Annotated in this window: 19 protein-coding genes; 17 read left to right on the forward strand and 2 right to left on the reverse strand. The window is 41.9% G+C overall.

Annotation, left to right across the window (positions count from 1 at the left end):
• Positions 1 to 184: 184 nt before the first annotated feature.
• From W7W_RS0105845 to W7W_RS0105890, 9 genes are all read left to right on the forward strand, one after another.
• The gene (locus W7W_RS0105845) at positions 185 to 2227 is read left to right on the forward strand and encodes a TonB-dependent receptor (protein ID WP_029510393.1); all 2043 of its coding nucleotides are present in this window, start codon (positions 185 to 187) and stop codon (positions 2225 to 2227) included.
• A gap of 436 nt (positions 2228 to 2663) precedes the next feature.
• Positions 2664 to 2957, forward strand: a complete 294-nt coding sequence (locus W7W_RS0105855) for a hypothetical protein (protein ID WP_010662888.1) — start codon at positions 2664 to 2666, stop codon at positions 2955 to 2957.
• A 9-nt stretch (positions 2958 to 2966) separates the two neighbouring features.
• Entirely contained in the window at positions 2967 to 3257 is a 291-nt protein-coding gene (locus tag W7W_RS0105860; protein WP_010662889.1) for a cell division protein ZapA, read from the forward strand.
• 125 nt (positions 3258 to 3382) lie between these two features.
• Entirely contained in the window at positions 3383 to 4912 is a 1530-nt protein-coding gene (gene rny / locus W7W_RS0105865; RefSeq protein WP_010662890.1) for a ribonuclease Y, read from the forward strand.
• A gap of 81 nt (positions 4913 to 4993) precedes the next feature.
• Positions 4994 to 5986: an SDR family oxidoreductase gene (locus W7W_RS0105870; RefSeq protein WP_025006913.1), complete on the forward strand. Its 993-nt coding sequence runs from the start codon at positions 4994 to 4996 to the stop codon at positions 5984 to 5986.
• 114 nt (positions 5987 to 6100) lie between these two features.
• The gene (gene gmd / locus W7W_RS0105875; RefSeq protein ID WP_010662892.1) at positions 6101 to 7216 is read left to right on the forward strand and encodes a GDP-mannose 4,6-dehydratase; all 1116 of its coding nucleotides are present in this window, start codon (positions 6101 to 6103) and stop codon (positions 7214 to 7216) included.
• A complete protein-coding gene (locus W7W_RS0105880) occupies positions 7216 to 8304 on the forward strand; it encodes a GDP-L-fucose synthase family protein (RefSeq protein WP_010662893.1) in 1089 nt (362 codons plus the stop codon). Before gmd ends, W7W_RS0105880 begins: the two co-directional genes overlap by 1 nt.
• 24 nt (positions 8305 to 8328) lie before the next feature.
• Positions 8329 to 8778 (forward strand): DUF4625 domain-containing protein, encoded by a 450-nt coding sequence (locus W7W_RS0105885; RefSeq protein WP_010662894.1) that lies wholly within the window; start codon positions 8329 to 8331, stop codon positions 8776 to 8778.
• A gap of 360 nt (positions 8779 to 9138) precedes the next feature.
• Positions 9139 to 10314 carry a MalY/PatB family protein gene (locus tag W7W_RS0105890; protein ID WP_010662895.1) on the forward strand — a complete coding sequence of 392 codons (1176 nt, stop codon included), beginning with the start codon at positions 9139 to 9141 and terminating at the stop codon, positions 10312 to 10314.
• A gap of 394 nt (positions 10315 to 10708) precedes the next feature.
• On the opposite strand, the gene W7W_RS0105895 is transcribed toward W7W_RS0105890, so the two are convergent.
• A complete protein-coding gene (locus W7W_RS0105895; protein ID WP_010662896.1) occupies positions 10709 to 11614 on the reverse strand; it encodes a DMT family transporter in 906 nt (301 codons plus the stop codon).
• 280 nt (positions 11615 to 11894) lie between these two features.
• Here W7W_RS0105895 and W7W_RS0105900 point away from each other — a divergent pair, with 280 nt between their 5' ends.
• Positions 11895 to 12518 (forward strand): energy transducer TonB, encoded by a 624-nt coding sequence (locus W7W_RS0105900; RefSeq protein ID WP_010662897.1) that lies wholly within the window; start codon positions 11895 to 11897, stop codon positions 12516 to 12518.
• A gap of 3 nt (positions 12519 to 12521) precedes the next feature.
• Here the strand turns inward: W7W_RS0105900 and ndk are convergent, their stop codons facing one another.
• A complete protein-coding gene (gene ndk, locus W7W_RS0105905; RefSeq protein WP_010662898.1) occupies positions 12522 to 12947 on the reverse strand; it encodes a nucleoside-diphosphate kinase in 426 nt (141 codons plus the stop codon).
• Positions 12948 to 13160: 213 nt separating this feature from the next.
• On the opposite strand from ndk, the gene W7W_RS0105910 reads away from it, so the two are divergent.
• The 7 genes from W7W_RS0105910 to W7W_RS0105940 all read left to right on the forward strand — a co-directional run bounded on the left by W7W_RS0105910 (position 13161) and on the right by W7W_RS0105940 (position 20074).
• Positions 13161 to 14192, forward strand: coding sequence for a DHH family phosphoesterase (locus W7W_RS0105910; RefSeq protein ID WP_010662899.1), 1032 nt, complete (start codon positions 13161 to 13163; stop codon positions 14190 to 14192).
• On the forward strand, positions 14189 to 14725 hold the full coding sequence (locus W7W_RS0105915) for an FKBP-type peptidyl-prolyl cis-trans isomerase (RefSeq protein WP_010662900.1): 537 nt from the start codon (positions 14189 to 14191) through the stop codon (positions 14723 to 14725). The genes W7W_RS0105910 and W7W_RS0105915 overlap by 4 nt, the downstream gene beginning before the upstream one ends.
• Before the next feature lie 96 nt (positions 14726 to 14821).
• A complete protein-coding gene (locus W7W_RS0105920) occupies positions 14822 to 15361 on the forward strand; it encodes an FKBP-type peptidyl-prolyl cis-trans isomerase (RefSeq protein WP_010662901.1) in 540 nt (179 codons plus the stop codon).
• Positions 15362 to 15508: 147 nt separating this feature from the next.
• Positions 15509 to 16201, forward strand: coding sequence for a NigD1/NigD2 family lipoprotein (locus tag W7W_RS0105925; protein WP_044084526.1), 693 nt, complete (start codon positions 15509 to 15511; stop codon positions 16199 to 16201).
• A 211-nt stretch (positions 16202 to 16412) separates the two neighbouring features.
• The gene (locus tag W7W_RS0105930) at positions 16413 to 17849 is read left to right on the forward strand and encodes an MFS transporter (protein ID WP_010662903.1); all 1437 of its coding nucleotides are present in this window, start codon (positions 16413 to 16415) and stop codon (positions 17847 to 17849) included.
• Between the two features lie 75 nt (positions 17850 to 17924).
• Positions 17925 to 18902 (forward strand): ROK family protein, encoded by a 978-nt coding sequence (locus tag W7W_RS0105935; RefSeq protein WP_010662904.1) that lies wholly within the window; start codon positions 17925 to 17927, stop codon positions 18900 to 18902.
• A 605-nt stretch (positions 18903 to 19507) separates the two neighbouring features.
• Positions 19508 to 20074, forward strand: a complete 567-nt coding sequence (locus W7W_RS0105940) for a TetR/AcrR family transcriptional regulator (protein ID WP_010662905.1) — start codon at positions 19508 to 19510, stop codon at positions 20072 to 20074.
• Positions 20075 to 20196: the final 122 nt, after the last annotated feature.

Below are 20196 nucleotides of genomic sequence, written 5' to 3' on the forward strand. Positions count from 1 at the left end.
GTGAAACGATTATGACCCTTTGAAAGGTTGGATGTCACCAGAGAACATATATAAGTTCTTGTATGCAAGTTCCATTCGACCAAAGTTTTAGTGGCGTTTTTAAAGATTTTTTGAGTATTTTGAGATAGTTCAGGGGCTTCTTTATGGTTATCTTTGCACCTTTATTAATCTCAAAATATTTTTTATGATGATCAAAAAATTTATTTCAATTTCCAAAACGCTGGTGTTTACGCGATGGGAACATCGTAGTTATGCCGCATTCAATACCCTGAATCGAGAGGTGAAAATTGGTATGTTGGCAGCTTCATACTTTATTTGTCTTGGCTATATGAACACCTTTGCCCAAACTGAAACTGATTCCATTACCAGTAAAATCCGGCTTGCTGAGGTTCAGGTGACAGCTCACCGGGCGCCCTCACTCTATTCGGAGGTGGGACGCATGATTACGGTAATCCCCCGTAGTGAAATTGAAGCCCTGCCTGTTCAAAGTGTCCAGGGGGTTCTCAGGTATATGATGAATGTGGATGTACGTGAACGCGGGCCACTGGGTGTTCAGGCAGACCTTAGCCTGAGAGGGGGTTCGTTTGATCAGGTAATGATTTTGCTTAACGGAGTAAACATTACGGATCCGCAAACCGGTCATCATAATTTGAATCTGCCGGTTGATTTAAACAGCATTGAACGAATAGAGGTTATTGAGGGGCCTGCGGCAAGGGTGCACGGGCCCAATGCTTTTAGTGGAGCAATCAATATAATTACGGCTACCTCTAAACAAAATAAGATTTCTGCAGGTGTTCTGGGAGGTGAGTATGGTCTCTACGATGCCGGAGTAAGCCTGAATCATAACATTGGCAATAGCACCAGTTTTCTTTCTGCAAGTAAAGGTGGCAGCAGCGGATATGTCAACAACACCGATTTTGATCTGATGAATCTGTTTTATCAGTTCCGTTATCAACAGGATCATGAATCAATTAACTTTCAGACCGGATATACCACCAAATCTTTCGGCGCCAATTCTTTTTACAGTGCTACCTTCCCGAATCAATATGAGGAAACAAGGACTTTTTTCTCTTCCCTGGGGTTTGAAACCGGAAATGTCATTAAGGTAAAACCATCTCTTTATTGGCGTCGTCACCACGATCGATTTGAATTGTTCCGGGATGGAGATGATGCTTCCGACTGGTACACCAACCACAATTATCACCTTACCGATGTTTACGGGGGAAATATCAATGCGACTTTCCCCTGGATGTTGGGGAAGACTTCGGTTGGAGGTGAACTTCGGTCAGAAAATATCTGGAGCAATAATATAGGCAACGAACTGGAACAACCGCTTGATGTTCCCGGTGAAGATGGCGTTTACTTCAATAAAAGCTACAGCCGTACCAATACTTCTTTGTTTTTGGAACACAACGTCAAAATCGGGAATTTTTCTGTTTCAGGGGGTGTAATGGCTAATTTCAACTCAGGGCTTGATTACCGACTTAACTGGTTTCCAGGGGTGGACGTTAGTTACTGGCTTTCTCCTCGTGTTAAGTGGTTGGCCAGTTACAACCAGTCGCTACGGATGCCCACTTTTACTGATTTATCCTACAACAGTCCAATTCATGTGGGGAATTCTGACCTGGAGCCGGAAGAAGCTGCGACCATTGAAACAGGCGTGAAGTACGTGAGCCCTGCGATAGCCGGACATCTGAATGGTTTTTTCCGGCGGGGCAAAAACCTGATTGACTGGGGGCGGCCTGAAGGACAGGAAGAATACACCACCACCAATGTGAATGAAATTGATGCCTTTGGAGTAGAAGTGATGGCCACCTTGTTTCCCTCTGAATTGGGTCTTTCGTTTGTGAATAAGATAGACGTGGGGTATGCCTGGCTGGATCAGGACAAAAATCCTGAACCGGGCTATGAGTCCCGCTATGTGCTTAATCATGTGAAGCATAAGCTGAATGTGAGCATACAGCATTTGATAATCGAAAATGTGACTGCCAGATGGAACTTTCTGTATCAGGACAGAGTGGGAGCATATCAAAACTCAACCTCCAATAATCTGGTGGATTATACACCTTTTTGGGTTTCAGATCTGCGGGTGACCTGGAACAGGAAGAACTGGCGCCTTTTCGCAGAGGCTGCCAATTTGTTTGATAAGGAATACTATGATATGGGTGAGTTAGCACGCCCCGGCCGGTGGATTAAGGCAGGTATTCAATTGAAACTTGATTATTAAAAAATTGGGGAGCGATTCGCTTTGTAAATCGTTCCCCAATTGCTTTCTGGCAGTGCCTTTGTAATATATTTAACCATCCTCCAAAACATTGCCATCTCTCTACCTGACGAACGTTGTGGGTCAATCTTCAACTTTTTCCCTGACATCAATAAAAAATAAAATACTTTTTTCTGTTGCGAATTTTGGGTAATTATGAAACAATGTTAATTTTGTACTGGAATGTGCATAAAACCGATTTTTGTTTTACCTAAACAAATGGTTTAAATGAATATTTACAGAATGCTTTATTTTAAGGAATAAGCAGAAAAAGAAGTGTTTCTTATTGCTGTAGAGACCTTCAGTTTAAATTTGATTCATTACAGGTGGTAAACATCATGAGGTTGTTGATTGTTTGTGTCTGTAACAGGTCGAAGATAATATTACGAATAATTGAACAATGGTTGATCCAAATACAGATTTGGTTGTTGAATTGGGAACCCGGGTTGACCGGCTGGTGCAGCTGTATCGTGATGCAAGGCGTGAAAATGAAAGGTTGAAGAATGAAGTATCACAGCTTACCGGTCAGTTAAAGGAAGTTGTTAACAGCAAAACAGACCTGGAAGAGCAACTTGGGAATACCAAAATGGCAAAGGTACTGGAAAGTGCACCCGAGGATGTTCAGCAAACAAAGAGCAGGATTAACCAGATTGTGCGGGAAATTGATAAGTGCATTGCACTGTTAAATCGTTAAGTACGTTAAATGGATGACAAGCTTTCCATACGAGTAAATGTGGCAGACCGTTATTATCCCCTGAGAATAGACAGGGATGATGAGGAGAAGATCAGGAAAGCTGCCCGTCTTATTAATGAGAAAGTTTTACAGTATAAACAACGGTATCACGACAAGGATGTCCAGGATTTTCTGGCCATGGCCTCACTTCAGTATGTTATTAAGATGTTAGAACTTGAAAACAAACATGATCATTCACCGATTGTTGATGCCGTAAAAGACTTAAACGATAAAATTGATGCAATATTGACTGAAGAGTAGATATTTTTATTTAGATAAGTTGCCCGCACTTTTCCTGAATGTATTGATGCTTTGTGCATTGATGCTTTATTGATTTTCAGGATAAAGGTGCGGTTTTTTTGTATCATTAGTTTAAAAACGAAACAATGGAAATAGTAATAGCAATAGTTGCCTTTCTGGCCGGTGGCGGTTTGACATGGGTGCTGCTCAATACAGCACTTAAGTCCAAATCCCGCAAGGTTGTCAGGGAGGCAGAAGCAGAAGCCGAAGTAATCAGAAAAGATAAGATACTTCAGGCGAAGGAGAAATTTCTGCAACTGAAAGCAGAACACGAAAAGGAAATAAATGCCCGCAACTCTAAGATCGTTGCAGCTGAAAACAAGCTGAAGCAGAAAGAATCCACCTTCTCCCAGAAGATGGAGGAGTTGCAGCGTAAAAGGAAAGAGACCGACGCAATTCGCGAAAACCTGGATCAACAACTGGAGCTGGTTGAGAAGAAAAGTGAAGACCTGGACAGAACTCACAAAAGACAGGTGGAGCAATTGGAAGCCATTTCCGGAATGTCGGCCGATGAAGCCAAAGAGATGCTGGTGGAATCGCTTAAAGCTGAGGCAAAGACCGAAGCAATGTCGTACATCAATGACATCATGGATGAGGCTCGTATTAATGCAAATAAGGAGTCTAAACGTATAGTCCTTCAGACAATTCAGCGTACTGCTACCGAAACAGCCATTGAAAACTCCGTGACCATCTTTCATATCGATTCTGACGAAATTAAAGGTCGTATTATCGGCCGTGAAGGACGGAACATCAGGGCTCTGGAAGCTGCTACCGGTGTCGAAATTATTGTTGATGACACACCCGAAGCGATTGTGCTGTCAGGGTTTGATCCCATGCGTCGTGAAGTTGCACGGCTGGCATTGCACCAGTTGGTGACTGATGGCCGTATTCACCCCGCCCGTATTGAAGAGGTGGTAAATAAGGTGCGTAAGCAGGTGGAAGAGGAGATGATTGAGAATGGTAAGCGCACAGCCATCGATTTGGGGGTTCATGGATTGCATCCCGAGCTGATTAAGTTGATTGGAAAGATGAAATACCGTTCTTCTTACGGACAAAATCTCCTCCAGCATAGTAGAGAAACAGCAAATTTATGTGCCATCATGGCTTCCGAGCTTGGCTTGAATGCCAAACGTGCTAAACGCGCCGGCTTGTTGCACGATATCGGTAAGGTAAGTGACGAGGATCCAGATTTGCCACACGCAATTCTTGGTATGAAACTGGCCGAGAAATATAAAGAGAAGCCGGATATCGCCAATGCAATTGGTGCTCACCACGATGAGGTGGAGATGACCAGCATGATTTCGCCCATTGTACAGGTTTGTGATGCCATTTCAGGAGCTCGCCCCGGCGCCCGCCGAGAAGTGGTGGAGGCTTACATAAAACGCCTGAAAGATTTGGAGACACTGGCACTTTCTTACCCCGGTGTTTTGAAGACTTATGCCATTCAGGCAGGACGTGAGTTGAGGGTAATCGTAGGTAGCGAAAAGGTCAGTGATCATGAGGCGGATCAGCTTTCAGCAGATATTGCCCGTAAAATTCAAACCGAAATGACCTATCCTGGTCAGGTTAAAATCACCGTGATCAGAGAAACCCGGGCTATCAATTATGCAAAATAGATTGAAGAAAGAATGAAAAAAAGCGGCACATGCCGCTTTTTTTTTGGAAATTTGTCTGGGTTTAATGGAAAATTTTTACAAATGAGAGAAATAAGACAAAAAAAAATGTTGGTAACCGGTGGGGCCGGATTTATAGGATCCAATATTATTGAGAAATTGCTTAAACAGGACAATGAAGTTTTCTGCCTGGATAACTTTTCCACCGGCAAATATGAAAATATTGCGCCATTTAAAGAGAATCCTGCATTTACACTACTTGAGGGAGATATCAGAAATCTTGAGGATTGCCGAAAAGCTGTGAACGGGGTCGAAATTGTTCTGCATGAGGCTGCTTTGGGAAGTGTACCTCGCTCAATTAATGACCCCATTACTTCCAATGATGTAAATGTGGGTGGTTTTTTGAATATGCTGGTGGCAGCAAGGGATGCCGGAGTGAAACGATTTGTTTATGCGGCAAGTTCTTCAACCTATGGCGATAGCGAGGTGATGCCTAAAGTGGAAGATAAAATAGGTAAGCCTCTTTCACCTTATGCCATTACCAAATATGTGGATGAATTGTATGCCGATGTTTTTGGCAGACTCTACGGAATGGAATTGATTGGACTTCGGTATTTCAATGTTTTTGGTCCCCGGCAGGATCCCAACGGAGCTTATGCTGCGGTGATTCCCAGGTTTGTGAGTTCGCTGATTGATGGTAAATCGCCTGTTGTTAATGGAGATGGTACCTTCTCTCGGGATTTTACCTATGTGGCTAATGTAGTACAGGCCAATGAACTTGCGGCTTTAGTAGAGCTACCGGAAGCGGTTAACACGGTTTACAATGTGGCTTGCGGCGAGCGAACTTCCCTGAATGAATTGATTGATCACCTGAAGAATCTTCTTTCGGAATATGATGTTAAAATAGCGGATGTGAGCATTCAGTATGGTCCTGAACGGGCAGGAGATGTCCCTCACTCGCTGGCTTCAGTGGAGAAAGCGAAAACCCTTTTGGGGTATGAACCCTTGTTCAAGGTTGGTGACGGACTTAAACAGGCCATTCATTGGTATTGGGAGAATTTGTCCGGAAAAGGATAGGGAGTATCAGTTTTTTTGAATATTAAATTCTATAACGTTATTCTATGGAAGAGTAACGCAATTGTTGTAAATTTGTAGCTTTTTAAACGAAAACTGACCTAATCATAATAAGCGATGGCAAAAGTAGCACTCATTACCGGTATTACCGGACAGGATGGCGCCTATCTTTCGGAGTTTCTTCTGAAAAAAGGGTATATTGTTCACGGAATCAAGAGACGCAGCTCTCTTTTTAATACCGATCGGATTGATCATTTGTATCAGGATCCGCATGTGGAGCATCGCAACTTTTTTCTTCATTATGGTGACCTTACCGATTCTACGAACCTCATACGTATCATCCAGGAGGTTCAACCGGATGAGATCTACAATCTGGCAGCCATGTCGCATGTTCAGGTGAGTTTTGATACCCCTGAATATACTGCCAATGCTGATGGAATTGGTACTTTAAGAATTCTGGAGGCCATTCGCCTGTTGGGACTGACAAAAAAGACGAGATTTTATCAGGCTTCTACCAGTGAGTTGTACGGAATGGTTCAGGAAGTTCCGCAAACAGAAAAAACTCCCTTCTATCCTCGTTCACCTTATGCTGTGGCCAAACTTTATGGTTACTGGATTACAGTGAATTATCGTGAGGCTTATGATATGTATGCCTGCAACGGTATTTTGTTTAACCATGAGTCACCAATACGGGGAGAGACTTTTGTTACCCGGAAAATTACCCGTGCCACGGCTCGTATTGCATTGGGATTGCAGGATAAGGTCTTTCTTGGTAACCTGTCAGCTAAGCGGGACTGGGGACATGCCAAAGATTACGTAAAAGCGATGTATCTGATGCTTCAGCAGGATAAGCCTGAGGATTTTGTGGTGGCTACCGGTGTTACTACCGAGGTGCGTGAGTTTGTGAAGCTTGCTTTTGCAGAAGCCGGAATTGGGGTGGAGTTCAGAGGAGAAGGCGTTGAAGAGAAGGGTTATGTAGTTATCTGTAATAATCCTGAATATCAATTGGAAAAAGGAAAATGTGTTGTTGAGGTTGATCCTCGTTATTTTCGGCCTACCGAAGTGGAGTTGCTGATTGGAGATCCAACCAAAGCAAAAGAGATAATGGGCTGGGAGCCTGAATATGATTTGAAGGGTCTGGTGGAAGATATGATGGAAAGTGACCTCATGCTGATGAAGCGGGATAAATTTTTGAATGATGGTGGTTACCGAACGCTCAACTATTACGAATAATGGATAAAAACAGTAAGATATTTATTGCAGGACACAACGGACTTGTGGGGTCTGCCATCAGGCGTGAGTTGGAAGCCTCGGGGTACCACAATCTGCTTCTTCGTTCCAGAACTGAACTTGATCTCCTGGATCAAAAAGCTGTGGAACATTTTTTTGAAACAGAAAAACCGGAGTATGTATTTTTGGCAGCTGCCAGAGTAGGTGGAATTTTGGCCAACGACACCTATCGTGCCGAATTTATCTACCAGAACACACAGATTCAGAATAATATCATTCATTATTCATGGAAATCAGGCGTAAGGAAACTTTTGTTTTTGGGGAGCTCATGTATTTATCCCAAGGCTTGTCCGCAGCCCATGAAGGAGGAACACCTGCTGACTGATGTGCTGGAATATACCAATGAGCCTTATGCAATTGCAAAGATTTCCGGTATGAAGATGTGTGAATCCTATAATCTTCAGTATGGTACTGATTTTATTTCAGTAATGCCCACCAATCTGTATGGCCCCAATGACAATTACAATCTGTTGGGATCCCATGTATTACCGGCTCTGATTCGAAAAATGCATCTGGCAGGAATGCTGATGAACAATGATTTTGAGGGCATTCGTAACGATTTTACAGTGAATCCCGTAGAAGGAGTGGAGGTGAGCGGAAGTGATGATGAACTTGCGGACACATTGGGAAATTTTGGTATATTTAAAGCTGATAATACAGTGGAACTGAAGCTCTGGGGTTCAGGGACACCACGCAGAGAGTTTTTGCATTCCACTGATTTGGCACGCGCCTGTATCTTTTTGATGGAGCAGGTAAGTTTTAAAGACATCGTTAAAGAGCGGGGTCTTAAAGAGGTTAGAAACACGCATATAAATATTGGAGTGGGAGAGGATCAGTCCATCGCGGACCTGGCTTCCCTGGTTCAGAAAATTACCGGTTTCGAAGGTCGGATAGCGTGGGATGACACTAAGCCTGACGGTACCTTTAGAAAGTTACTGGATGTTTCCAGATTGAATAATCTGGGCTTTAAAGCATCTATTTCGCTTGAGGAAGGTATTGAGGCTGTTTATCAGGAATATAAATCCAAATAATTTGAAATTAATAATCTTTGTTTTATGAAAATGAACCGTTTAAATCCCCTGTTGTTTTTAATTGCTTTTATGGTATCGTTTGGATTTGTTGCCTGTGGTGGTGATGATGATGACAATAAGGAAGAACCTGTAGATACTGAAAAACCGGTTATTTCCCTTACCTCTCCTGAAAATGATGGATCCTATAGCAAAAATGTTGGTGATTTTTTTATTTCAGGTGAATTTACAGATAACGTTGCTTTGGATTCATGCACTTTTTCTTTGAGCATTTTAAAAAGTATTGATGATGAACCATGGAGTTCTGATCCTGTAGGGATTTCTATTACAACAGGTGATAGCTATTCTTTTAACGAAGAGTATTTTGGCAAAATTGAAGGTGATAGTAAAGAAGGAATTTACACATTGACTGTTGAACTAATTGATGCCGCTGGTAACACTACTTCGGAAAGTATTTCATTTAATATTACCGAATAGTAAGTTTTTAGGCCTACCTTATACATAAGACAGGTAAGGTCTAAATATTGCCCGTCCATAAAGTCGGGAAAGTTTGTAAAAAGTTATTTGTCTGGTCAGAACATGCCAGTTGCAAGCGTAACGCAGCAAGTGGTATTTTATGGGCAGACACTAAAACAGGTTGAAAGCCAGAGGACAATAGCCTGGGCATTGCCCAGAGTTTAGCAGTATCCACTTCCTTCCGTATTTTATTGGCGCATAGCGACCGGTAAAGAGGGTTAAATCCTTAATGATATCAAAAGACATCTACACCTTTGGGTGTGGGTGTCTTTTTTGTTATATTAACGGCACAGATTTTTTTGCTTATAAAAAAACAAGAAAATGAATTTTGACAAAATAGTTGACCGCAGTGGTACAAATGCTCTGAAATTGGAATTCAGAGAACGTTTATTTGGAACAGAGGAGGTTATTCCATTGTGGGTCGCAGATATGGATTTTAAAGCTCCGCAGGAGGTGGTAGAGACCATCCGGAAAAGGGCTGCTCATCCTTTGTACGGATATACCAACAGGGATGAGGATTTTTTTCAAAGTATAGTAAAGTGGCAGAAAAAGAGGCATTTGTGGCATGTTTCACGCGACTGGGTGGAGTTTATGCCGGGTGTGGTTCCCACTTTGATAATGGCCATTCAGGCATTTACCAATGAAGGAGATAAGGTGGTAATTCAACCGCCGGTGTATCCACCGTTTTTTGATGTGGTAAAGGATCATGGTAGAGTGATTGAAGAAAACCCGCTCCTGGATACTAAAAAGGGATATCGGATGGATTTTGAACATCTGGAAAGAATTACTGCTTCTGATGATGTCAAGATGCTGATTTTGTGTCATCCGCACAATCCCGTAGGCAGGGTATGGAACCGTGAAGAATTGACCAGACTTGGAACTATTTGTCAGAAAAACAAGGTGCTGATTGTTTCGGATGAGATACATGCAGATTTGGTGCATGGCGATCAGCCTCACCTGCCGCTTGCCTCCATCAGTCCTGAATTGGCTGAGAATACCATTACCTGTATGGCTCCCAGTAAGACTTTTAATATTGCCGGATTAAATACCTCTTATGTCATTGTACCCAATGAGCGACTTAGAAAGAGATTGCAACAAAAGTTACAGGCATACCACCTTTTTACCGGCAATATGTTTGGTGCCGAAGCGCTGAAATCGGCTTACAAAGACGGAGAAGTCTGGCTGGAAGCACTTTTAGAATACATCAGGGGAAACATCGAATATGTGATGGATTTTGTGGAGCAGAATATGCCGGAAGTCCGGATTCATAAACCTGAAGCCACTTATCTGATGTGGCTCGATTTCTCCGCCTGGGGAATGTCGGACGCTAAGTTGAGAAAATTTATAATCGAAGAAGCTGGTCTTGGACTTAATTATGGGCCCACTTTCGGAACGCAGGGCAAAAATTTTCAGCGATTGAATGTGGCATCTTCCCGAAAAGTTATTGAAAAAGCAATGGCTCAATTGTTGGAGGCCCGCAATCAGGTTGCGCGATAAACGCTCCTATGGAGCGTTGAGGGTGTTATAGTGCCGTAGGCACGATGCTTATTGTTTTCTGGGATTTTAATCCCGGGGCTTTTTTGGGTCTTTGTTTGTTATCCCCTGGAATAAATTCCAGGATTATAAGATGGGGCGCTCCTATGGAGCTTTGAGGGTGTTAAAGTGTTTTTTGCTGTTGCAGGGGGAGATTTGTTTTGTTTTTCAGTGTGTTCATCCTGATTTCTCAACCCTCAACTTTTATTTTCTTCTGCCTTCTGCCTGACAAACTTCTGCCTGTTCTGTTATAAGATGGGTCGCTCCTATGGAGCTTTGATGGTATTATAGTGCCATAGGCACGACACATATTGTTTTCTGGGATTTTAATCCCAGGGCTTTGTTGTTGTTTGTGATTTTAGTTCCGGGGCTTTTTTTGGGCCTTTCTGTCTTTAATGAATTTTCGGTTTAATACTGGAAATAGAAAAACGGCGGCCAGTATGGTCAGTGTTCCCAAATAAAAACCTCCCGACATTAATTCTGATTCTCCAAAAAATACAAATGCAAGTAAAATTCCGTATATGGGTTCCAGATTAATGGTCAGCACTACAGTATAAGCCGACAAAACATCCATTACTTTTACACTTTCAGCAAAAGCATAGGCCGTACACACTACGCCAAGCAGCAGGAGAAAGAGCCAGTCGCTCCATACTGGGAGTTGTAATCCTGCTTCGAAGGTTCCGCTAAAGAGCATATATAAAGTGATGCCGGCAAATCCTCCCCCCATTTCATAAAAACTAATGACCAGGGGCCGGTGTCGGGTAATCATTACCTTGTTGAGAACAGTAAATAACCCGGCCAGAAATGCTGATATAAGGGCGGTTATAATGCCTGTAATGTGGTCGGGTTCGAATTGGAAAATCATATATAAGCCCACGATGATGAGGAAACCTGTAGCGACTTCCAGCCATACAAGTGGTCTGCGCACCAGGGCGGGCTCCAATAAACTTGTAAAGAGGGTCGTTGAGGCCAGACAGCCCAGAGCAACCGATATGGTGCTTATTTTGATGGCGTGAAAAAAGGTAATCCAGTGAAAGGCAACCACAAAACCAATTCCAATGAGTTGCACCAGGGTATTATGGTCCACAGATAATTTTCGTCCCCTGATTTGAAGTAATATCCCCAATGCCAGAAATGCTATCAGCATACGATACCATACCAGCTGAATGGCGTCCAGGGTGATGAGTTTCCCTAAAATGGCAGTGAATCCGTATATGAATACCACCAGGTGAAGTTTTAACAGGTTCTTTGTTACTGTTTGCATGCTGTGGAATAATTAGTGTTTGTCTATAAAGTCCAACTTCTGCGTTGTTGCTCAAAATATAAATCCTCAAATACATTAGTATTCTGCGGTTTAGATTTTTCACACGCCTTGAATTTGAACTTTCTATCTCAAACACGTGAAAAGCGCTTAGTTTATGGACAGACTCTAACTAGGTTGCAAATTTGTTGTTTTTATTTTGTTCAGGCAATGACCTTTACCCTTGTTTTGGTATAATTATTGATGATTTTATCAAAACCTAATTTTATCAAAACCTACAGTCATGAAAAAAATCAAATTACTTACCGGCATCTTATTGTTTTGCTTTCTGAGTGTTGCAAATTTTTCTGCTGCTCAATCCGGAGAGGTTGCTCAGGAGGTCGATAAAGATGCAAAGTTTAAAGGAAGTCCCCGAATAATTGCCTCGTTTCACGAGAAATATATGAATTATCCGGATGACGCCCGTTTGGAAATGCTTGAAGGAACAGTGGAAATTGAAGCGATTGTGACCACTGATGGGAAGTTGATGGAGCCTGAAATTGCGGTTGGTGTTGATCCCCTTCTGGACAGCGAAGCATTGCGCCTGGTGAGGTTAATGCAGGAATGGAAACCCGCGAAAAAAGATGGTCAGGAGGTAAATTCCCGTGTCCGCATTCCCGTAAAGTTCAGTTTGTCTGACGAAGAACGAGCATTCATGCAGACACTTAGGAACAACGGTCTTACAGATAAAATGCCTCTTTTTGTGATTGATGATAAGGTTGCCAAAGCCTACATCGAAGTCCCGCACTATAATGTGAAGTCAGTCAGGGTGTTAAAAGGCGAAAAGGCCTTAGAACAGTATGGGCCCGATGCAAAAAACGGTGTTGTAATTATCACTACCAAACGGGGGACACCTCCGGTGAGATAAGAATCAACTAAACTGATCCATTTCACTAAAAAAGAACCACGCTTCCCGCATAGCATTTTCGTCACTGTCTGAACCATGTATGGCATTATGCGTTTTCGATTTTGCAAACATTCTTCGAATGGTGCCTTCTTCTGCTTCAGCAGGATCGGTGGAACCAATCAGTTTTCTGAAATCGGGCACGGCATTTTCTTTTTCCAGGATGGCAGCAACAACCGGACCTGATTTCATAAAAGTCACCAGTTGCTTAAAAAAGGGTTTTTCTTTGTGTTCTTCATAAAAAATTTCCGCTTTTTCTTTCGGCATCTGGGTCATTTTTAATGCAATGATCCGAAAACCCGCATGTTCAATATGTGCCAGGATATCGCCCACGTGATGCTCTTTAACTGCTACGGGTTTAATCATTGTAAGTGTAAAGCTTCCTTTTTTCATTATCTTGTTTTTTGTTAGAAGTCAATTGCGTTCGGAGAAACTATTTTTTTAAGATTGCTTAGCCTTGTTGCCAATAGCGATTTTTTTAAGCTTTTCAACCAATAGTGTTCTAAACATTTTTATTTTTTTTCCGGACACCAATGATTAAAAATAGTAATTTTTCGGTAAGGACGGTAATTTATTACCTTTGCATTTTATATGTAATTAATGCCGATGGATTTTAATAATGAACATTTATCCCGTTTCAGGGAATTGATAGATAAATCTTCCTCCATTGTTTTGATTCCACACAAAAACTCCGATGGTGATGCGATCGGGAGTATTCTGGGATGGTGGAACTTGTTTCAGAACATGGGAAAAAATGTCACGGTGGTCGTTCCTGATGAAGTTCCCGAAAATCTTCGCTGGATGCACGGAGCCTCAGATATTTTGGTACATGAGCACAGTGGTGAAAAAGTTGTTGCAGCCCTTAAAAAGGCTGATCTGTTAATGTTTCTGGATTTTAACAATGTGAAGCGAACAGGGGATTTGGCTGATGACCTGGCCGCAGTGTCCATTCCTCGCGTGATGATTGATCACCATCCCGACCCTGAAGATGGAATTGCCGAGGTGCTCTTTAGTGAAGTTTCGGTTTCATCGACCTGTGAATTGTCATACCATCTGATAAATGCTTTGGAGTGGAATCATCATATTTCGCTGGAAGCAGCAGGATGCTTTTATGCAGGCATAATAACCGATACCGGGGTGTTGAGTTACAATTCTTCCAATCCCCGGACCTATCTGGCGGTTGCGGATCTGGTAAGTAAAGGGATTGATAAAAGTGTGATTCACAGGGAACTTTTTCAGAGCAATTCTTTAGGGCGGATGCGTCTTCTTGGGCACGTTCTTTGTAATAGAATGGAGTTGATGGAAGAAAATGGGGCTGCCTTTATCTCATTGTCGCTGGATGATCTGGAGAAGCATGGTTATCAGCCCGGAGATACCGAAGGCTTTGTGAATTATCCGTTGGGAATCAAAGGAATTGGTATTTCTGCGATGTTTAGCGAAAAAGAAAAGGATAAATTTGTGAAGGTCTCCTTTCGTTCGAGAAATGAAATTCCGGTAAACAGTTATTCGGAGCAGTTTTTTTCCGGTGGCGGGCATGTGAATGCAGCTGGCGGCGAATGGCACGGTACACTTGAGGGCGCAATTCAACGTTTCAGGGATACTATGCCGGACTTTGCACGAAAAAATAGAAACAAATGAGATTATTTCCATTTATACCTAAAATGCTGATTTTGTTTTCCATGATGCTTATCAGCAGTTGTTCCGGATCTCAAAACAGAAGCGAAAAAGGGAAAAAATCAGAAATACCGCTCGAGACTTACATTAACATTAATCGCTCATTGGTCTCGCGCGAACAGGATAAAATAAAGGCTTATCTCGATTCTGTGAACCTGGATATGAAAACCACCGGCAGCGGATTGTGGTATATCATTGATGAACCGGGAGAGGGCCTGCTCATTGAATCCGGGCAAACGGTTCGAATGGATTACCGCATAAGATTACTGGATGGAACGGTTTGTTACGATTCAGATAATAGTGGCCCTCGTGAATTTATGGTTGGTCGCGGAGGCGTTGAATCCGGTTTGGAAGAGGGGGTGCTATTACTCAGAGAAGGCAGCCGTGCAAGGTTTATCATGCCACCTCATCTGGCACACGGATTAATTGGCGATGATGCCGAGATTCCGGCACGGGCCATCATTCTATATGATGTGTATGTAACCGACGTCAGATAAAACAATGGATTTTGACAAGAACCCGGCAATTATGATGTTTTGAGTGTTCTTTAAAAATAACTTAATTTGTAAATCAAAATAATAAGCAATAACCACATGAAGCGAAATGTTCTGAACCTGCTGATTCTGATCAGCCTGATTGCCGGAAGTGTTTTAATGAATGCTTGTGACGAAGGATACCGTATCAATACCAAAGAAATGATCCGGGAGGAGCAGGAATTGATGGATGAGTATCTGGAGATTTTTGTGAATGACACTGTTGTTGAGACCGGAAGAACTTTTAACTATCTTGATTCTTTGGGATATGTGTTTTTTGAAACAAGGGAAGGAACCGATGATACCGTAAAAATCGGTAAGAAAGTCGGCATTCGATATGTTTATTATGTGATTGCAAGAGACTCAACGGATACTCCCGGGTTATACATAGATCAATCTAATTATGAACGACCGGAACCATTGGTTTTTACTGCTGGCGAGACAGACGTTTATAGCGGGGTTTTTCCAGGTCTGAATTACGCCGTCACAAATATGACTTATGACTCCAAAGCATGGGTGTTTATTTCTTCCAGCCTTTGGTCACGACAGGATTATACCCCGCGTGTACTTGAGCTGGAGGTGACTTATCTGGAAAAATAAGTTCTCTGAACGCAACCATCTGTTTTCTTTTTCATCTTTCTTTCGAAAATGCAGGTGATTATAGGTGTTTACAAATGATAACACCAACATCATCTCATTACAGAGTTTTTGAATTACATTTTGTTTAATTTTTCAGAGGAGAGAATTATGAGAAAGTTTCTTTTTGGATTATCCGTTGCATTGTTTTTGGGAGTTGGTTTTACTTCCTGCCTTGATGATGATCAGGAATCCACCCCTATGCGTTACCTGGAAATGGGGATTGTAAAAATGGGGGATACGGATGAAATTCGGGTGTTTACAGATTCAGAACTGTTGCTGGAGTTGGATTCATACCCCACAGGATTTGATTATGAAGAAGATCAGCGGGTGATGATTCAATATTCGGTTAGCAAACTTAATCAGGAGAGTGAAGATTACGACTATCTGGTTGACGTATCCAGTGTGCAGGAGGTGAGACTTAAGGATGTGATTGAGTTGAATGAGGAGAACAGAGACACCATTGGCGATGATCAGATTTACATCAATGAGGTATGGGTCAGCGGTGATTTTCTGAATGTGGACTTTTATTTTTATGGTGATGGTGAGGTTCATTACATCAATGTGGTAAAAGATCCTGAAGAACAAACCGATGATCCCTCAAAAGTGTATCTTCAGGTAAGACACGATGCCCGTGATGATGATATGCTTGAGCGTTACCGGGGAATTATGAGCTTTAAGTTAGCCCCCCTGCAAGTGGCTGATCTGGATGAGATAGAGTTGATCTTTAAAAATCAGGGATTTTACGCCATGCCTTACTCGCAGATTGAGGTAGATTATGAGTATGGTGAAGAGGAAGAATAAGTCAGATTAGAAAACATTTGAAAAGGTGTGCATTCCCAAAATGGAAGCACACCTTTTTTTGATTGATATAGTCAGGGGCAATGTGTTTTGGCATTTTTTTACCCTTGTTAGTAGGTGTATGGAGAATTTAGTGCTGTTAAGTTTTGTAAAAAAAGCAAATTTGCGGTATTATTGCAATTGAGAAATTCACACACAAAATTTAATAAAACTTATGGAACAGAAAAACAGTAATTACGGACTGGGCATGGGTGTATTCGGTGCCGTCTTCTTTATTTTTGGTTTTGCAACCACCTTTATTGTTACGATGACAGCCCCTGTGAAAGCCATTTTGGGATTACCCGAGTGGGCAGCGCAGTTATTGTCATCCGCCTTTTTTATTACCTATCCGATTCTTTCAATTCCTTCCGGGAAACTGGTTGCTAAAATAGGCTATAAATGGACGGTAATTCTTGGTCTTCTTTTGATGGGATTGGGAAGTTTGGTTTTCTGGCCTGCTGCTCAAATGGCTTCAGGATTAAATGAAGCCGGAGATGTTTGGTCCAGCGCAAAGATTGTTTCTTTCGGAATGTTTTTGGTAGCGACTTTCATTTTGGCTGCAGGAGTTGTTTTTCTTCAGGTGGCTGCCAACCCTTACGTTACCGCTTTAGGGCCTGAAAGTTCTGCTTCCAGTCGTTTGAATTTAACACAGGCATTGAACTCTATTGCAACCATGATTGCTCCCTGGATTATTTCCGTTGCTATCTTCCGTGGGCTGAGTGAAAGCTTGATGAGTGCGAAAGAATATGGTATAGCAGCTGCTGAGAGGGTTCCAATGCCATTTATTACCATGGCTGTGATTGTTATAGCAGTGGCTATAATCTTGTTTACAATAAAACTTCCGGTTCTCACTTCAGAGAAAAAAGAAGGTGCTAAAAAGAGTGTATGGCAATACCCGCATGTATTGCTGGGAGCTTTTGCAATCTTTGCTTATGTGGGAGCTGAAGTTGGTAACGCAGGTTTGATTGTAAACTACCTTAAAAATTCCGGTGGCATTGATCCGGAGGTTGCTTCAACTTATGCAGCTATTTATTGGGGAGGCGCAATGATTGGCCGATTCTTTGGTGCCATCATGTTCTCAGACATGAAGAGTAAGGTGAAAAAGTATGGAATGGTGGTTCTTGTACTTGGATTAGCGTTGCTTTCCGGTGCATTTGTTACTGCCGACGGATATTCTTTCGATTCATGGAATTTCAATGCCGGTCTTATTTTTATGGGGGTTGCTTTTGTGAACTTTATCATTATGCAGATAGGCTCCGGAAAAGCTGCCCGTACATTGGCAGTTTTTGCTATAGTTGCCGCATCACTGGCACTCATCACAACTTTGACTACCGGTCAGGTGGCATTGTGGACCATTATTTCAATTGGGTTGTTCAACTCAATTATGTTCCCCAATATCTTCTCTCTCGCTGTTAGAGATCTTGATGGAGAAGAAATGGCCTCTGCATCAGGAATTATTAATTCATTGGTTGTTGGTGGTGCCGTAATTCCTCCTATTATGGGTGGAATTGCCGATACTGTCGGTTATACATGGGCATTTGTAGTACCTGCTATTTGTTACCTTTACATTTTCTTCTATGCAGTGAAGGGACACGCCATTCGTACAGAATAGTACATTTTAAAAAACAGATATTAGCCGGAAGGGTAACAACTTCCGGCTTTTTAACTTTTTCAAAAAAATATATCAATGAAGAAAATTGCAATAGGAATTGACATTGGCGGTACTAACACAGTTATTGGTGCTGTTGATCAGGAAGGGAATGTGATGGTGAATCGTACCATTGATACCCCCAAGCACGGAGATTTTGATAAGTATATGGCAGATCTTTCATCTGAGATTAAAGAATTGATAAATTCTTTGAAGCTGATGAATGAAGAAACCGAGATTTTGGGAATTGGTTTGGGTGCCCCCAATGGTAATTATTACAATGGTACCATTGAATATGCTCCCAACTTGTCCTTCAAAGGGGTGGTTCATCTGGTGGATGGGCTTAAAAAACATTTTCCCGATTCTTATGCTATTGCACTGACCAACGATGCCAATGCGGCAGCCATTGGCGAGATGGTATATGGGGGGGCCAAAGAGATGAAAAATTTTGTAATGTACACCCTGGGTACCGGAGTTGGAAGTGGCATAATTGTAAACGGTGATCTGGTTTACGGTCACGACGGTTTTGCCGGTGAATGTGGACATACCACTCTTATTCCCGGAGGTCGTGTTTGTGGATGTGGCTCTCTTGGACACCTGGAGGCCTATTGCTCAGCTCCGGGAATGAAACGGACTGCATTCGAGTTGCTTGCTCATTACAACGCAGAAGATAGTTTGCTGGCGGATAAATCATTTAAAGAGCTTACTTCCAAAATGATTTATGATGCTGCCGAGAAAGGCGACAAGATTGCACTTGAAGTGTTCCAAAAAACAGGAGAGTATCTTGGTCAGGGACTGGCTGATACAGTCCATCATCTCGCTCCGGAAGCCATTTTCCTTTTTGGAGGACCTACTGCTGCAGGTGATTATATTTTCAAATCTACTTATGAAAGTATGAACCGGCATTTATTGCCAATTTTCAAAGATAAGATTAAGATTCTTCCTTCTAAACTTAAGTTGGGCGACGCTGCCATTGTTGGTGCCAGCGCCCTGGTATGGAAAGAATTGGAGAAATAAGGATGAGCCCGGTCTGAAAAGGATCTTTATTGCCAAACTCTTCGTTCTTTAAAATTTTTGAATCCTCATTAACATTGGGTTAACTCCGGTACAAAAATTTTAAACGCCTTGATTTTGACAAAAATCTACCTTTTTCTACCACACTCAAGAATATATTTTACTTATTCAGATGGAAAAATCGTTTCGTGAATTCACGGGACGATTTTTTTATGTGGAAGACACTCCATCCCGCATGCTCCATGCTGACCCGTCTTAAAATTTTGTTTGCGGATTAATGATTAATAATTTGATAATTCATTAATTATTGCAACGCTATAAAGCATCCCCATCACTTTGCCGGGTTTCTTGCAGCCTCTTCATTGCTTAATAATATAACTGGACACCACCGTATCTTTTCATAATTAGGTTTTCCATAATCTTTTTATTTAAGGTGCCACCCCTGACGGGGCTTTTCCGCTCATTGCAACACTATTGCTACCAACCTTTAGCTAACAGCCTCCAACATCCACCCTCTTCTTTTTTGTTAACAAATTACTAATTTTATCTCTCAATGGGATTTCTAACTTTCAAATTCTATATTTTTACCCCAAACATAATTCAAGCCGATGACCAGGATCTGTACTAAAGAGAACATATACAAACAAGCCACAAAGCTTTTTGTAAAACGGGGTTTTTCTGCTCCGGTAAATGAAGTTGTTAAGAAAGCCGGGGTTGCAAAAGGTACCTTTTATCACTATTTTAAGAGCAAAGATGAACTAATTGTTGAGTTGTATAAGGTTCTGATGTTTGAAATAGAAAATAACTGTGTGACGGAATACAGAGGAGAATCGGCCAGGGAATATTCGTTCAATGTGTTTGGAGCCATAGTGAAATGGTTCATCACGCATCCGCACAAGTTTAATTACATCGTAATATTTGAAACCAGCCCATACATCAAAGAGGTTGTGGGAACAGTTGATGAAACCCTGAAGGGGCCATTGGCAAACACCATGAAAAAAGTGGATATGGGAATGCTGAAAGCCTATCCTCCTGAGATGATTACCTTTTTTGATTTCTCTTTTACACGGGCTGCTGCCAATTACTTTTTGAGCTTTACTAACCCTAAACAATGCTTTGAAGAGCGTTTTCGAATGGTCTTTGATATGTATTGGGACGGGGTTTCTCAGGATTGAAACGAACCTTATCAATAATCCCGACCCTTTGATAAGGATTTAACACAATATTAATAAAAAATTTACCGACCATTTGGTCGGTTTTTCGCACTTTTGTATACGAAAATGAGGTTTATCATTGT

The organism is Marinilabilia salmonicolor JCM 21150 (assembly GCF_000259075.1).
In the GTDB taxonomy this organism is placed as follows: domain Bacteria; phylum Bacteroidota; class Bacteroidia; order Bacteroidales; family Marinilabiliaceae; genus Marinilabilia; species Marinilabilia salmonicolor.

What these genes read in the sequence shown, in the direction of transcription:
- W7W_RS0105900 (WP_010662897.1), top strand. Translation starts at nt 11,895, where the DNA reads ATGAAAAAAATCAAATTACTTACCGGCATCTTATTGTTTTGCTTTCTG.
- W7W_RS0105870 (WP_025006913.1), top strand. Translation starts at nt 4,994, where the DNA reads ATGAGAGAAATAAGACAAAAAAAAATGTTGGTAACCGGTGGGGCCGGA.
- rny (WP_010662890.1), top strand. Translation starts at nt 3,383, where the DNA reads ATGGAAATAGTAATAGCAATAGTTGCCTTTCTGGCCGGTGGCGGTTTG.
- W7W_RS0105915 (WP_010662900.1), top strand. Translation starts at nt 14,189, where the DNA reads ATGAGATTATTTCCATTTATACCTAAAATGCTGATTTTGTTTTCCATG.
- W7W_RS0105895 (WP_010662896.1), bottom strand. Translation starts at nt 11,614, where the DNA reads ATGCAAACAGTAACAAAGAACCTGTTAAAACTTCACCTGGTGGTATTC.
- W7W_RS0105920 (WP_010662901.1), top strand. Translation starts at nt 14,822, where the DNA reads ATGAAGCGAAATGTTCTGAACCTGCTGATTCTGATCAGCCTGATTGCC.
- ndk (WP_010662898.1), bottom strand. Translation starts at nt 12,947, where the DNA reads ATGAAAAAAGGAAGCTTTACACTTACAATGATTAAACCCGTAGCAGTT.
- W7W_RS0105910 (WP_010662899.1), top strand. Translation starts at nt 13,161, where the DNA reads ATGGATTTTAATAATGAACATTTATCCCGTTTCAGGGAATTGATAGAT.
- W7W_RS0105930 (WP_010662903.1), top strand. Translation starts at nt 16,413, where the DNA reads ATGGAACAGAAAAACAGTAATTACGGACTGGGCATGGGTGTATTCGGT.
- W7W_RS0105940 (WP_010662905.1), top strand. Translation starts at nt 19,508, where the DNA reads ATGACCAGGATCTGTACTAAAGAGAACATATACAAACAAGCCACAAAG.
- W7W_RS0105885 (WP_010662894.1), top strand. Translation starts at nt 8,329, where the DNA reads ATGAAAATGAACCGTTTAAATCCCCTGTTGTTTTTAATTGCTTTTATG.
- W7W_RS0105880 (WP_010662893.1), top strand. Translation starts at nt 7,216, where the DNA reads ATGGATAAAAACAGTAAGATATTTATTGCAGGACACAACGGACTTGTG.
- W7W_RS0105860 (WP_010662889.1), top strand. Translation starts at nt 2,967, where the DNA reads ATGGATGACAAGCTTTCCATACGAGTAAATGTGGCAGACCGTTATTAT.
- W7W_RS0105845 (WP_029510393.1), top strand. Translation starts at nt 185, where the DNA reads ATGATGATCAAAAAATTTATTTCAATTTCCAAAACGCTGGTGTTTACG.
- W7W_RS0105890 (WP_010662895.1), top strand. Translation starts at nt 9,139, where the DNA reads ATGAATTTTGACAAAATAGTTGACCGCAGTGGTACAAATGCTCTGAAA.
- W7W_RS0105855 (WP_010662888.1), top strand. Translation starts at nt 2,664, where the DNA reads ATGGTTGATCCAAATACAGATTTGGTTGTTGAATTGGGAACCCGGGTT.
- W7W_RS0105935 (WP_010662904.1), top strand. Translation starts at nt 17,925, where the DNA reads ATGAAGAAAATTGCAATAGGAATTGACATTGGCGGTACTAACACAGTT.
- W7W_RS0105925 (WP_044084526.1), top strand. Translation starts at nt 15,509, where the DNA reads ATGAGAAAGTTTCTTTTTGGATTATCCGTTGCATTGTTTTTGGGAGTT.
- gmd (WP_010662892.1), top strand. Translation starts at nt 6,101, where the DNA reads ATGGCAAAAGTAGCACTCATTACCGGTATTACCGGACAGGATGGCGCC.